A 14849-nucleotide genomic window follows, 5' to 3' on the forward strand; every position below is an offset into this window, starting at 1 on the left:
AAGACTATGAAAAAAATTATAATATCAACAGTAGCAGTTTCTGCGCTTCTTTTTACCGTAACAAGCTGTAAAACTGATTTTGATACCGATGTAAAAGATATACAAGTGTCAAAAGGAAGTGCTGATTTCTCAAAGTATGTTGCTTTAGGAAATTCACTGACTTCCGGATATAGAGATGGAGCTCTTTATATAGATGGACAAAATGAATCTTATCCTTCAATGTTAGCAGGGCAAATGAAACTTGTAGGTGGAGGAGAGTTTAAGCAACCTTTAATGGGGGATAACAACGGAGGATTACTTCTGCCTATAGGAGGTGGTGCTACAGCTCAGATTCAGGATACAAAGCTTTATATAAAAGGTTTTGTTGATGGGGCACCTGATATTGGTCCAATTAATGATAATAAAGCAGCAAATTTAGTTAGTAATATTCTTAAGGGGCCTTTTAATAATATGGGGGTTCCCGGAGCAAAAGTAGCTCATTTGTTAGCTCCAAAATATGGTGATATTGCAGGAATAGCAGGAAAAACTGCAAATCCTTATTTTGTTAGATTTGCTTCATCACCTAATGCTTCTGTAATAGAAGATTTTGTAAACCAAAACCCTACGTTCTTCTCATTATGGATTGGGAATAACGATGCTTTACTATATGCTTTAGCAGGTGCAGACAATTCTATTGAGACTTTAACACCTCCCGCTCAGTTTAAAACATATTATGATATGTTGATTTCTAAAATTGAAGCGACAAAAGCGAAAGGAGTTATTGCTAATATTCCAAGTGTAACATCTATTCCTTCTTTAACAACAATACCAACAAATCCTTTAACAGCAGCTGTTTTAGGAAAAGGAAACGTTGCTGCTGGAGAAGCTGCAATTGATGATTTAAATAAAAACGTATATGGGCCATTAAGCCAGATTTTAACAGCATTAGGAGCTGGAGACAGAATTAAACCTCTTTCTAAAACAGCAGCTAATCCATTATTGATTAAAGACGAAAGTATTCCAAATTTAAGCGCGCAAATTACTGCTGCAGCGGCGGGTTCTGGAAATCCAACTTTAGTAATGCTTTCTGCTTACCTTGGTGCTACTTATGGGCAAGCAAGACAGGCGAAATCTGGAGATCTTGTTCCTTTAACAACAAAAGCGGCCATTGGTACAGTTGAGACACTTCCTCCAGGTATTCCGGCATCTCTTGGTGCTAGGGGGGTAGCTTATCCGTTTGCCGATAAATATATTTTGATTCCGTCTGAGATCAAGGATATCAATGATGCTATTGATGCTTATAACGTAACCATTAAGGCAGCAGCTACTGCAAAAGGGTATGCTTTTGTAGATGCTAATGCTAAACTTAAGCAGTTAGCTGGAGATTCTGGTATTTCATGGGATGGAGTAAAATATACTGCTAAGTTTGTTTCCGGAGGGGCATTCTCACTGGATGGAGTACACTTAACAGGTAGAGGGTATGCTGTTATTGCCAATGAATTTATTAATGCAATTAACGCAACTTATAAATCGTCATTACCTCTGGTGAATCCTAATAATTACTCAGGAGTTAAATTCCCATAATTATTTGATTAAATAAAAACTTAGAAACCACAGGAGTAAATCTTGTGGTTTTTTTTTAAATTTGCAAAATCTTTTAAAAAGTAAAAATGGCCGATCAGTTAAGTTATCTATTTTGTACAAGAACCAGCAGGGACTTGGCAGAGAAAATTGCCCAGAGTTATGGGAAAGAATTAGGAAAAATCAACTTTCAGGAGTTCAGCGACGGGGAATTTGAGCCTGTTTTGGACGAATCTGTAAGAGGAGGAAGGGTTTTCCTAATCGGATCTACATTCCCGCCTGCAGACAATCTTTTAGAACTTCTTCTAATGATTGATGCAGCGAAAAGAGCTTCTGCAAAGAGCATTACCGTTGTAATTCCTTACTTCGGACTTGCCAGACAGGACAGAAAAGACAAACCAAGAGCGCCGATCGGTGCTAAGTTAGTTGCAAACCTTCTTACAGCAGCGGGAGCAACAAGAATAATGACAATGGATCTTCACGCAGATCAGATTCAAGGGTTCTTCGAAATTCCGGTAGATCACCTTTATGCTTCTTCGATTTTTGTTGATTACATCAAGTCTTTACATCTTGATAACCTTACGATTGCTTCTCCGGATATGGGAGGTGCAAAAAGAGCAAAAAACTACGCAGGTCACCTAGGAGCGGAAGTAGTAATTGCTTATAAGGAAAGAAAAAAAGCAAACGTTGTAGAAGAAATGTTCCTTATTGGAGATGTTACAGGTAAGAACGTAATTCTTATTGATGACATGATTGATACTGCAGGAACACTTTGTAAAGCCGCTGATATCCTTATTGAGAAAGGAGCAAAAACAGTAAGAGCTATGGCAACTCATGGAGTGCTTTCAGGTAAAGCTTACGAGAATATTGAGAAGTCAAGACTTTTGGAAGTTATTGTAACTGACTCAATTCCTGTTAAAAATAATTTGTCATCTAAAATAAAAGTGCTATCTTGCGCCCCATTATTTGCGGACGTTATGACGATGGTTCATGAGCACAAATCAATCAGTAGCAAGTTTGTTATTTAATTGATTTTAAGTAGTTTGCAGATTAAAATAACAACAATTTTTTAAATTTTTTATAAATGAAATCTATTACAATTCAAGGTACAAAAAGAGAAAGCGTGGGCAAAAAGTCTACAAAAGCTTTACGTGATGCTGAATTAGTTCCTTGTGTTGTTTATGGAGGTGAAGCACCTTTAAACTTCTCTGCTGAAGAGAAAGCTTTCAAAGGATTAGTATACACTCCTGAAGCACACACGGTATCTATTGAAGTTGACGGAAAAACAATTCCAGCAGTTCTTCAGGATATTCAGTTCCACCCAATTACTGACAAAATTCTTCACATTGATTTCTATCAATTATCTGACGATAAGCCAGTGGTTATGGAAGTTCCAGTAAGAATTACAGGACGTTCTAAAGGTGTTGTTGCTGGTGGTGTTTTACGTCAGTCTTTCAGAAAGCTAAAAGTAAAGGCTATTCCTGCTAACCTACCAGACGAAATCGTTGTAGATGTTACTCCATTAAGAATCGGTAACAAACTTTACATCGGTGGTATCAAAACTGAAGGATATTCTTTCATGCACCCAGACAACGCAGTAGTAGTTGCTGTTAAGATGTCTAGAAATGCAATGAAAGGTGGTGCTGCTGCAATGGATGATGAAGATGAAGAAGAAGCAGAAGAAGTTGCTACTCAATCTCCTGACGTTCCAACAACAGAAGAAAAATCTGCAGAATAAGCATTGCTTATTTAATGATATAAGACCTGCCAATTTTTTGGCAGGTTTTTTTTGTTTTTCATCGGGCTATCAGTTTTACTTACTTGATATCATTGAATATTTCTATTAACTGACAAGTATCAGCTTACAGCCAGATGCTTCCTTTCAAAAAAAAAGCCGTAAATTTGAAGAGTTCTAAATAAGGACGTTTTAATTTAAAAAATAAATAAATGTTTGACATTCAGGAAATAAGAAGCCAGTTTTCTATATTGGAAAGAGAAGTGAATGGTAAGCCATTGGTTTACTTGGATAATGCAGCTACATCTCAAAAGCCAAATTCGGTTTTAGACGTCTGTCACGCATATTATACAGAACTTAATGCAAATGTTCACAGAGGGATCCATACATTAAGCCAACTAGCAACAGAAGAAATGGAGCTTTCCAGAAGAAAGATCCAGAAGTTCATTAATGCAGAATATGACTTCGAGGTTATTTTTACAAAAGGAACAACAGAAGGATTGAACCTCATCTCTTATATTTTAACACAGAAATTGCAAAAAGACGATGAGATCATTATTTCCTACCTGGAGCACCATTCCAATATTGTTCCATGGCAGTTGCTTTGTGAAAGAACCGGCGCAAAACTTCGTGTGATTCCTATTGACGAGAATGGAATTCTTCAGTTAGATTATTTTGATAAGTTTTTAAGTGAAAAAACAAAAGTAGTTTCTGTAAATCAGGTTTCTAATGCATTGGGAATTGTAAATCCTATTGAAGAAATCATTGCAAAAACAAGAAAAAATACGGATGCTTATGTGGTTATTGATGGGGCACAATCTGCTCCTCACTTCAATATCGATGTTCAGAAACTGGATTGTGATTTCTTTGTGTTCTCAGGGCATAAAATGTATGCTCCGATGGGAACTGGGATTCTGTACGGAAAACGTGAGATACTAGAAGCCTTACCACCATTCCATGGAGGAGGAGAGATGATTGCAACATGTTCTTTTGATGGAACAACATATGCAGGACTTCCGTTTAAATATGAAGCAGGAACACCCAATGTAGGTGGAAATATTGCTTTGGGAGCAGCGGTTGATTTTATGAACAGAGTAGGACATGAAAACATTCAAAACCACGAAAATGCTTTGTTGGAATATGCTCAAAGACACCTTTTAGAAATTGAGGGCCTGAAAGTATATGGGGAAAAAGCGAAGAGAACAGGGGTTGTTTCCTTTAATTTAGAAGGAGTCGGGATTGCTTCCGATGTAGGAATGATCCTGGATAAAATGGGGATTGCTGTAAGAACTGGGCATCACTGTACACAGCCTATCATGGAGTTTTTTAACATTGCCGGAACCGTAAGAGCCAGTTTTGCTGTTTATAATACCTTTCAAGAGATTGATCTTTTGGTGGAAGGCGTTAAAAAAGCACAACGAATGTTGAGCTAACGATATAAAAACATATAAAAAAGCCCTGTCAGTTATATGATAGGGCTTTTTTATTATCTGAACTTTCGGTGGGAAAGTTATAATTCTTGTTTTAAATAGTTGGTTTCCAATCAACAACTGCTCTGATGAACGCTTCAGCATTTTCAACAGGAACGTTTGGAAGAATACCGTGTCCAAGATTAGCAATATATCTGTCTTTTCCGAAACGGTTAATCATTTCATTCACCATTTTTTTGATGGTTTCAGGTGTTGAATGCAATCTTGCTGGATCAAAGTTTCCTTGTAAAGTCATGGTGTGGTTGGTTAATGTTCTTGCGAATTCCGGCTTAATCGTCCAGTCAACACCAAGGGCAGAAGCTTTAGACATCGTCATATCTTCTAACGCAAACCAGCATCCTTTCCCGAATACTACCACATGGGTAAGTGGACTTAATGCTTCAACAATCTGATTGATATACTGCCAAGAGAATTCCTGATAATCCGTTGGTGAAAGCATTCCACCCCAAGAATCAAAAACCTGTACAGCAGAAACCCCTTTTTCTACCTTTCTCTTAAGGTAAGCAATCGTAGTATCAGTAATCTTTTGAAGTAATAAATGAGCGGCTTCAGGCTGTTGGAAGCAGAAAGACTTAGCAATATCAAAAGCTTTACTTCCTTTTCCTTCTACACAGTAGCAAAGAATTGTCCATGGAGAACCGGCAAAACCGATCAATGGAATATCATTGTCTAATTTCTGAAGAGTTAATTCAATAGCATCAAAAACGTATCCTAAAGTATCGTTCACATCCGGAGTTTCGATATTCTGAACCTGTTCCATTGTTCTGATCGGAGTATCCAACCAAGGACCAACGGATTCTTTCATTTTGAAATCAATTCCCATAGCCTGTGGAACTACCAAAATATCAGAAAACAGGATTGCAGCGTCTAGAGGAAATCTACGGATAGGCTGTAATGTAATCTCAGCAGCAAGTTCAGGTGTCTGACATCTTGTAAAGAAATCATATTGGTCTCTTAAAGCAATGAATTCCGGCAGATATCTTCCAGCCTGCCTCATCATCCAGACAGGAGGTCTTTCAACGGTTTCTCCGCGAAGTGCTTTTAAATATAGGTCGTTTTTTATCATAATCTATTTAAACTAATATCACCGTCTAAATCCGGTAACAGATATTCTAAAGTTTGCTCACAATTTCCTGTCTTATCAGCTCAAATATAGAGCTCAGCGTGTTTTCTTCAGACGTAAAAATGTTCTCGTGAGTATAATTTCTTAATTCCCCGGATGTAGTTTCTCCAATCGAAAACAACTTCATATCTTTCAGGGAATTTTGCTTTGCAAAACTACGAACTCCGCTTGGACTAAAAAATACTGCGGCATGATATTTTTCAGGAATTAAAGGATTGGTTTCCTCTGTGTTGTAGATCGTAATTTTTTTATACTTAATGTTTTGCAAGGGAAGTTCCTTATCCAGTACGTTAATAGCAAGATTGCCACAGAAGTGCAGGAATTGCTCATGCTGGCAGTTTCCTATAATGAATCTGGAAAGTGCATCTGCATTCCTTAAAACTTTAAATGTTCCAAAGCCGTGTTTTCTTAACGCTTTCTTGGTTTTTTCACCCACACAGTAGATCTTGTTGTAGTTTTTGGCCGTAAAATTTTCATTAGGTTTAAATCTGTTTTTGAAAAAAGCAGCTACACCATTTACGCTGGTAAAAATCAAGGAATAATTTTTCAGTTCAAACGGGCTAATTAGGATAGGCTTGGTCTTAATTACCTCAACACAGTCAACCGAGATATCCTCTCCTAATTCTTTGGATATTGTTGCTTTGTCTATATTTTTGGTAAATAAGATTTTCATGTCTGTGAGTTAGAAGATGAAAAAGAAGTTAAAAAGAAATATAAAATCTAAATAGAATGAAATAATCCTAGATCTGGCTTTTGATTTCTGCCATCATTTCCTTTCCGCCATTTTCGAGCACTACTTTTGCAAATTTTTCTCCAAAATTTTCTTCCGGGTTGTACTCGAAGTTTTCATCAAGAGCAATGCAGTTTTTACCATCTAGTGAGCAAAGTGCTGCTGTAAAGCGGATCTGATCCTCAATAATTTCTGCAAAAGCTCCAATAGGTGCTGTACATCCGCCTTCTAAAGTACTTAGGAAGTTTCTTTCAATCTCTACACAGACCTGGGTTGGCTGGTGGTTGATTTGTCTTAGTATTTCATTGATCTCCGGTTTGTCGGAATGTCCTGCAACAGCAATAACGCCCTGAGATGGGGCAGAAATCATTACTGGGAGCATTTCATAATCAATTTCCATTTTCATTCTTTTGATCCCGGCCAAAGATAAAATGGTCGCGTCGAAGTCTCCATCTTCAAGTTTTTGAAGGCGGGTCTGGATATTTCCACGGATATCTGAAAATTCAGTATTTGGGAAATGTCTTAACCAGAAAGCCCTTCTTCTCAAGCTGCTTGTAGCAAGCTTTAGCTCGTGAAGTTCTTTGTTTTTTGCAGATTCTTTTCTGATCAGAATGTCCTGTGGATAATCTCTTTCCAGATAGGCAATCATCTCAATATTCTGAGGTAACAGGGTAGGGACATCTTTTAAAGAGTGAACAGCAATATCAATCTCATCATTCAATAAGGCTACATCAAGGTCTCTTGTGAAAACCCCGGTTATTCCTAATGAATATAAAGGCTGATTAAGATTCTTATCGCCAGAAGAAACGATAGGAACGATTTCTGTTAAATAATTGTTGTTCTGAAGGTGCCTCGCAACCTCTCTAGCCTGCCAAAGTGCAAGTGCGGAATTTCTTGTTCCGATTCTAATGCTTTTCATTGAATTCGTTGTTTGGTTGTTCAACTAATATTTCGTGCATTAATTTACTAATTTCTTCGGCTTTTAAAGGGTTATCGATGATATATTTTGCAAAACGGTTGGTGATCTTCTGGATCATTTTGTCAGAAAGTTCCATGTCCGTGATGTCTATATATTTATTTTTCTTGTAAAAGTTATGCATTTCATTGCGCTCCATGTTCTTTAAAACAGCTTTGAAATGATGAATGTTTGGTGCTAGTTTTCTTTTTTTCTCCCATTCAATAAAATCTTTCATCAGCTCCTTAATGATCTTTTCAGCTTTAGGAATTTCTTTTTCCCTTTGTTGAATTGTTTCCTGGATCTGTTTTGAAAGCTCATCAACATCAATTAAGGTTACATTTTTATTTTCTGTAACATTCTTTTCAACGTTGTGAGGAATAGAAAGGTCAATCACCAATGTTTCTTTTCCGTTCGGGAAATGCGACTGGTTGATGATTGGGTGTTTTGCCCCAGTAGCAACAATAAGAATATCCGTGTTTTTTAATTCCTTGTCGACATCAGAATAATCAACGTGAGGAATATTATATTTCTGGGAAATCTTTTCAGCTTTCTCCTGAGTTCTGTTGGCAATTTTAATTTTCGGCTGATAAACATGTTTTACCAGGTTTTCCACCGTATTCTGTCCAATCTCACCCACTCCAAGAAGAAGAATGTTCTTTTCAGTAATTTTCTTTTGGCTGTTTAGGATATAATGAACAGCGGCATAAGAAACGGAAGCGGCTCCATTGGAAATTCCGGTTTCGTTCTTTATCCTTTTGGAAATCTGAATAGCAGCATTAATGGCTCTTTCAAGATAGGGATTAGAATTCTGTCTTTCCTTTTTAAAACGGCTGTATGCTTTTTTGATCTGACCGATAATCTCAAAATCTCCGATAATCTGGCTTTCAAGACCGGCAGCTACTCTGAAAAGGTGTATTAATGCCTCTTCTTTAGTCAGGATATTAGCAAATTGAAGAAAATCTGTAAGGTTTACTCCGATGGTTTTGCAATATTCTTCTGCTACTAAAAGATAATTGGAAGAAGTAGTGTAGATCTCGGTTCTGTTACATGTGGAGACCACAAATGCATCCCCCAGGTCTTCCTGATGGACGCGGGAAACAAAGTTTTTGATGTTTTCATCAAAGAATGCAAACTTTCCTCTCGTTTCTACATCAGCTTTTTCGTAGCTTATTGAAAGCACGGCAAAATTCGATGTTTGATGGATATTGGAATACTGTAACATAAGCAGTCGCAAATTTACGTTTTTTTTAATTAATCATCCTCTGATAGTGTATATGATAATTATCGTAAAAAACTATAGAAGTGGAAGTAAATCGTACAAAGAAAGAGAATGCTCAAAACTAAGACTGCTAGAGAAAATTTTACAAATCCATTTATTTTCAGCTTTTCTTTATGTTTTTATAGTCAAAATTCCCCGGTTAATTTTAGTTGAAATCAAACTCTGTAATTATCTAAACAGAAAGTTAATAAAGAATTATAAATTTTAATAAAATTTTAACCAAATTAAGTTGTGATGAAATTTCTTTAGTAGTGTTTAATTTATATCTTTGTAAACTTAAAATCAGAAGAAAAATATGAGTTTATTCGATATGTTTACGCAAGAAATTGCGATAGACCTGGGAACAGCCAATACCCTTATCATCCATAATAATAAAATTGTTATAGATCAACCGTCAATTGTTGCAATTGAACGCTCTACGGGTAAACCCATTGCTGTAGGTGAACAGGCGAAACATATGCAAGGTAAAACTCACGAGGATATCAAGACGATCCGTCCATTGAAAGATGGGGTTATCGCAGATTTCCACGCTTCTGAACATATGATTAAGGAATTCATCAAAAAAATTCCTGGAATCAAAGGTAAATTCATACAGCCTGCATTAAGAATTGTAATCTGTATTCCTTCTGGTATTACTGAAGTTGAAAAAAGAGCGGTAAGAGATTCTGCTCAGAAAGTAAACGCAAAAGAAGTAAGATTAATCTACGAACCAATGGCAGCTGCTATAGGAGTTGGGATCGATGTACAAAAGCCTGAAGGGAACATGATTATCGATATAGGTGGAGGTACTACTGAGATTGCTGTAGTAGCTTTAGGGGGTATCGTATGTGATAAATCTGTAAAGATTGCAGGAGATGTATTTACTAATGATATTGCATATTACTTAAGAACTCACCATAACCTTTATATCGGAGAAAGAACTGCTGAAAGAATTAAAATTGAAGTAGGTTCTGCAGTAGAAGATCTTGATGTAGACATCGAGGATATCCCGGTACAAGGGAGAGACCTTATTACAGGTAAGCCTAAAGAAATTATGGTTGGATATAAGGAAATTGCCCGTGCATTAGACAAATCTATCATCAGAATTGAGGATGCTGTAATGGAAACGCTTTCCCTTACGCCACCGGAATTGGCTGCTGATATTTATAAAACTGGTATTTATCTTGCCGGAGGAGGTGCATTGTTAAGAGGTCTTGCGGACAGAATCCACAAAAAGACAGGTCTTCCTGTATTTGTAGCAGAAGATCCGTTGAGAGCTGTAGTTCGTGGAACTGGTATTGCCCTTAAGAATATGGATAAATTCAATTTCTTAATTAAATAATTTTAACTTTTTACGACTATATATCTGAATGGGATTTTTGCTGAGATTATTTTCGAAGAACACACTTTTTGTCTTCTTTATATTCCTGCAAATTATTGCTCTGGTTCTGATATTCTCTAGAAATGCTATGCAAAGATCCTGGGTTGCTGGCCAAACGGCTGCGTTGAATTCATGGATTTCCGGGTATATCGATGAGGGAGTTTCTTACCTGAAGCTAAAACAGATCAATGAAGATCTTGTAGTTCAGAATAAGGCTCTTATGGCAGAACTCTATGGAAAAGACGGGGCTAAAAACCCTGTTTTCAAAAGAGTACATGATACCATTGGAGGCGGTCAAATCTATACTTTTGTTGATGGAGAAATTGTTTTCAATAGTATCAACAGAAGAAATAACTATTTTACCATCAACCGTGGCCGTAGAGACGGAGTCTTCCCTCAGATGGGGGTAATGGCGCCGAGAGGTATTGCGGGAATTGTTATCAATTCTACAGACAGTTATGCATTGGTTCAGTCAGTATTGAGTGTCAATAAGATCAGAATTAATGCGGCACTAAAAAATTCCGGGTATTTTGGAACCTTAACATGGAACGGAGATAACTCCAGGGTAATGCACCTTGCAGATATCCCTAAATATGTTGCTTTAAAAGTAGGAGATACTGTAGTTACAGACGGTAAATCAGCCATCTTCCCGAAAGGAGTAATGATTGGTACAATTGCAGGATATTCAGTAGATAATAAAACCGGTTTCTGGGATATTTCTGTTGAACTGAGTGAAAAAATGGGAGCGTTGAATAAAGTGTATGTCGTGAAAAACCTGAAAAAAGCCGAAGTGCAGAAAATCCAGGACACGATGCAGGCTGTAATAAAAAAGGAAAATGATTAGCAGGACTTTAGTTACCGATATATTAATCATGATTTTTCTTGTTGCATTACAGATTTTTGTATTGAACAGGATTACCATTTTCGGGAAGTATACTCCGGTATTATATCCTGTATTCGTCATGTTCTATCCTTTTTTCAGAAACAAATTTCAATTTTTGGCATTAAGTTTTTTAATAGGATTGTCTATTGATGGTTTCCTCTATTCATGGGGGATTAATGCCTTTGCAACAACGTTGATTGCTTATTTCAGAACGTTGATATTCAGAACGTCTACAGATACGTCTACAGACTTTTTCTCTTTTCAGTCCTTGCAATGGGCGCAGTTTTTGCTGTTTTTATTTTCAAGTATCTTCCTGCATCAGCTTTTAGTACAATATATTGAGTTCTTTAAGTTTAGCAGGTTTTTTGAAATATTATTTAATGTTTTGGTGACTAGTGTAATTTCATTTATATTTATCGTTATCTACGCATTAATATTTAAAATCAAACAAAAAGTTTGAACACACGTTATTTAAAAATTTTTTCCATCCTTGTTGTTATCGCCCTTATTTTTGTGGCGAGACTTGCTTATTTACAGCTGTTTACAGACCGTTATGCACTGAATGCAGCCAATACTTCCATTAAAATTGAATATGTAATTCCTCAGCGTGGGGTTATTTTTGACCGAAACGGTAAGATCATGGTAGGAAACCAACCTGCTTATGAAATTTCCTTTACGCAGGGTTTGATGAAATCTGATTTTGATACATTGGGCTTTTGCAGTCTGATGAAGATCTCTAAAGCGGATTTCATTAACAAAATCAATTTTATTAAAAAAGAAAAATACTATTCTAAGCTTACTCCTATGACCTTTTTAAAGGATCTTAGCAGAGAAGATATTGCCAGAGTACAGGAGATTATTTTTAAATATCCGGCTTTTAATATTGTACAGAGACCTCAGCGTCAATACGAAGTTTCTACTTCCGGAAACCTTTTAGGATATACCAGTGAAGTAAATGAAAAAGAGATTAAAAAAGATTCTATTTACTATTTGCCAGGAGATTTTATCGGGAAAACAGGAGTGGAAAAGTCTTATGAAAAGGAACTTCGCGGGGTAAAAGGAATGAAGTACATCCAAAAAGATATCAGGCTTCGAAATATCGGGTCTTATAAAAACGGAACGTTGGATAAAGATGTAGTTACCGGTAAAGATATTACTCTGACTATTGATTATGATCTTCAGAGAACGGCTGAAGAAATGCTTGTCAACAAACACGGTGCAGTGGTAGCTATAGACCCTAATAATGGTGAAGTATTAGTGGCTGCAACCGGACCGGACATCGATCCGAACCTTTTCACCGGACCTTATAAATCTAAAAACTTATATGCCTTGTCAAAAGATACGCTTTATGAAAATAAACCTACTTTTGACCGTTCTTTACAGGCAGGATATCCTCCGGGTTCCACTTTCAAATTGTTAACGGCCTTGGCCGCAATGCAAATGGGAGTAATGGATGAAAAGACTGTTTTCCCTTGTGGAGGTGGATTTTTCTATAAAGGGAAAAGAATTAAAGGGCACGGTGGAGCAGATCCGCTTATTCCTTCTATTCAGGTTTCCAGTAACTGTTTCTTTACATATGCATTTATTGCCATCATCAAAAAATATCCCGGGAATCCTTCAAAAGGTGTTGATGAATGGAAAAAGATCATGAGCAGTTTTGGAGTTGGAGAGTTTTTAAATAATGACTTTGCGGTGGGAGCGAAAGGAAGAATACCTTCCGGAGATTTTTATGAAAAAAGGTTTAAAGCCATCATGAAAGCAAGCGGATCCCAGAGAACAGATTTTAAAAACTGGGATGAAATGTCAACTGGTGCAATTTATAATGGAATGGGACAGGGAGATGTGTTGGTAACTCCTATTCAGCTGGCCAATTATGTAGCTGCTATCGCTAACAAAGGATGGTATTACACACCTCATATCGTAAAAGCAATTGATGGAAAACCAAATCCTGATCCAAGATTTAAGGTTAAGCATAAAACTTTAGTAGATCCAAAACATTTTGAACCTGTTCTAAAAGGTATGGAAGCTGTGGTCTTGAGAGGAACGGCAAGAGGATTGAAATCCAATGATTTTACACAGTTAGCTAAAACAGGAACGGCACAGGTTCCGCAAGGAAAGGATAATTCTATCTTTGTCTTGATCGCTCCTGCTGATAAGCCTAAAATTGTTGTAGTTGCAGTAATGGAACATGCAGGATTTGGAGCTACGTGGGCTGGACCAGCTTGTACAGTGATTGCTGAAAAATATATTACCGGTGATTTGAAGAGAGAGAATCTGTATAAGAAAATGATTACCTCGAGTTTCATGCCGGAATACAAAAGGCAATGGATTGCAGATTTGAAACGTAAAGGGCTTTATAAAGACCCTAAACCTGATTCAATTAAACAAAAAAGAATAAAGGATAGTCTGGATCTTATTAAGCAACAAAAAGCCAAGCTCCAAAAGAAAATAGAAGAAGAGAAGGCCAAAAATAATAACACTGCTAAAAAAACTGTGAAGCAATGAAATGGACAGAAGGAATAGATAAATTAGGTCTAGGACTGTACTTCATGCTTTGCATTTTTGCTATTGCTAATATTTACAGTGTTGACCAGAAGCTGGGAGAAAAACAGTTGATGTTCTTCTGTATCTCTATATTTGTAGGGCTTATCATATTTGTGGGAAGAAGTAAGTTCTTCGAAAATATGGCCGGTATTATTTATATAGGCGGAGTACTCCTGCTGATAGGGCTTTTCCCTTTTGGAAAAGAAATTCTTGGGCAGAAGAACTGGTATAAGTTCGGAAGTTTTACCATGCAGCCTGTAGAATTTGCAAAAATTGGGACGGCGTTAATGTTGGCCAACTATGTTTCAGGACCCGATTTTAATCTTAAAAATAGAAAATCTTTATTTACGGCTTTGGGAATCATTGGGGTCCCGGCTGCTGTAGTATTGGCTATTCCGGATGTAGGCTCCATGTTAGTGTTTATTGCATTCTTTATTGCATTATACAGAGAAGGATTAAGTGGAATGTTGTTTGGAATAGGTTTCATTTTTGCTGCTGTTTTTTTGGTAGCTCTAGCAATTCCGCCAATATATGTAGCAGGGGCTATTTTAATCATCGCTGGTGTTTTGATTGCGATGAATTATCATAGAATGTCATGGGATGTGATTTCAATCTCCGGAATTTCAGGATCTATTCTTCTATTATGCGGATTGGCATTTGGCTCTCCTTATATTTTAGAAAAGTTGCCTAAACACCAGAGAGAAAGAATTGAGGTTCTTTACAAAGGTGAAAAAGCATTTAGAGATACTTCAGGATACAACTTATTATATTCCAAAACAGCAATCGGTTCCGGAGGTCTTTTAGGAAAAGGATACCGCGAAGGATCGGTTACTCAGGGGAAATTCGTTCCGGAGCAGGAAACCGATTATATTTTCTGTACGGTAGGAGAAGAATGGGGATTCCTGGGAAGTGCTATCCTTATTTTATGCTATATGGTATACATCGGACGAATTTATTATCTGGCAGAACGACAGAAATCTACTTTTAACCGCGTATTTGGTTATTGTTTTGCCTCGATCCTTCTGATGCACTTTTCCATTAATTTAGGGATGGTTATGGGGCTTTTCCCAACGGTAGGAATTCCGCTTCCGTATTTCAGTTATGGAGGAAGTTCTTTGCTGGCCTTTTCCATGATGACTTTTATTTTCTTTAAACTTAATTATTCAGATAAGAACAGCTTAGTATAG

Annotated in this window: 13 protein-coding genes; 9 read left to right on the forward strand and 4 right to left on the reverse strand. The window is 37.0% G+C overall.

The genetic code is table 11. The annotated features are described in order from the left end of the window. Positions 1 to 6 precede the first annotated feature (6 nt). From J2772_RS12910 to J2772_RS12925, 4 genes are all read left to right on the forward strand, one after another. Entirely contained in the window at positions 7 to 1563 is a 1557-nt protein-coding gene (locus J2772_RS12910) for a G-D-S-L family lipolytic protein (RefSeq protein ID WP_209917252.1), read from the forward strand. Between the two features lie 86 nt (positions 1564 to 1649). After that, a complete protein-coding gene (locus tag J2772_RS12915) occupies positions 1650 to 2588 on the forward strand; it encodes a ribose-phosphate pyrophosphokinase (protein WP_209917254.1) in 939 nt (312 codons plus the stop codon). Between the two features lie 56 nt (positions 2589 to 2644). Continuing rightward, the gene (locus J2772_RS12920; protein ID WP_209917256.1) at positions 2645 to 3298 is read left to right on the forward strand and encodes a 50S ribosomal protein L25/general stress protein Ctc; all 654 of its coding nucleotides are present in this window, start codon (positions 2645 to 2647) and stop codon (positions 3296 to 3298) included. 209 nt (positions 3299 to 3507) lie between these two features. Next, complete coding sequence (locus J2772_RS12925; RefSeq protein WP_209917258.1) at positions 3508 to 4728, forward strand: cysteine desulfurase; 1221 nt, start codon at positions 3508 to 3510, stop codon at positions 4726 to 4728. Between the two features lie 91 nt (positions 4729 to 4819). Here the strand turns inward: J2772_RS12925 and hemE are convergent, their stop codons facing one another. From hemE to hemA, 4 genes are all read right to left on the reverse strand, one after another. Continuing rightward, the gene (gene hemE / locus J2772_RS12930; protein ID WP_209917259.1) at positions 4820 to 5851 is read right to left on the reverse strand and encodes a uroporphyrinogen decarboxylase; all 1032 of its coding nucleotides are present in this window, start codon (positions 5849 to 5851) and stop codon (positions 4820 to 4822) included. 46 nt (positions 5852 to 5897) lie between these two features. Next, positions 5898 to 6581 carry a uroporphyrinogen-III synthase gene (locus J2772_RS12935; protein ID WP_209917261.1) on the reverse strand — a complete coding sequence of 228 codons (684 nt, stop codon included), beginning with the start codon at positions 6579 to 6581 and terminating at the stop codon, positions 5898 to 5900. Between the two features lie 67 nt (positions 6582 to 6648). Beyond that, complete coding sequence (gene hemC / locus J2772_RS12940) at positions 6649 to 7557, reverse strand: hydroxymethylbilane synthase (protein WP_209917263.1); 909 nt, start codon at positions 7555 to 7557, stop codon at positions 6649 to 6651. Next, positions 7544 to 8818 carry a glutamyl-tRNA reductase gene (gene hemA, locus J2772_RS12945; protein ID WP_209917265.1) on the reverse strand — a complete coding sequence of 425 codons (1275 nt, stop codon included), beginning with the start codon at positions 8816 to 8818 and terminating at the stop codon, positions 7544 to 7546. The genes hemC and hemA overlap by 14 nt, the downstream gene beginning before the upstream one ends. Positions 8819 to 9170: 352 nt before the next feature. Between hemA and J2772_RS12950 the strand changes: the two genes are divergently transcribed. The 5 genes from J2772_RS12950 to rodA are packed head-to-tail and all read left to right on the forward strand — an operon-like array spanning position 9171 to position 14849. After that, entirely contained in the window at positions 9171 to 10196 is a 1026-nt protein-coding gene (locus J2772_RS12950) for a rod shape-determining protein (RefSeq protein WP_045491741.1), read from the forward strand. Positions 10197 to 10224: 28 nt separating this feature from the next. After that, on the forward strand, positions 10225 to 11079 hold the full coding sequence (gene mreC, locus J2772_RS12955; protein ID WP_209917267.1) for a rod shape-determining protein MreC: 855 nt from the start codon (positions 10225 to 10227) through the stop codon (positions 11077 to 11079). Next, complete coding sequence (locus tag J2772_RS12960; RefSeq protein ID WP_209917269.1) at positions 11072 to 11578, forward strand: rod shape-determining protein MreD; 507 nt, start codon at positions 11072 to 11074, stop codon at positions 11576 to 11578. Before mreC ends, J2772_RS12960 begins: the two co-directional genes overlap by 8 nt. After that, on the forward strand, positions 11575 to 13623 hold the full coding sequence (locus tag J2772_RS12965) for a penicillin-binding transpeptidase domain-containing protein (RefSeq protein ID WP_209917271.1): 2049 nt from the start codon (positions 11575 to 11577) through the stop codon (positions 13621 to 13623). Before J2772_RS12960 ends, J2772_RS12965 begins: the two co-directional genes overlap by 4 nt. Continuing rightward, complete coding sequence (gene rodA / locus J2772_RS12970; RefSeq protein ID WP_209917273.1) at positions 13620 to 14849, forward strand: rod shape-determining protein RodA; 1230 nt, start codon at positions 13620 to 13622, stop codon at positions 14847 to 14849. The genes J2772_RS12965 and rodA overlap by 4 nt, the downstream gene beginning before the upstream one ends.

Source organism: Chryseobacterium jejuense (assembly GCF_017877355.1).
In the GTDB taxonomy this organism is placed as follows: domain Bacteria; phylum Bacteroidota; class Bacteroidia; order Flavobacteriales; family Weeksellaceae; genus Chryseobacterium; species Chryseobacterium jejuense_A.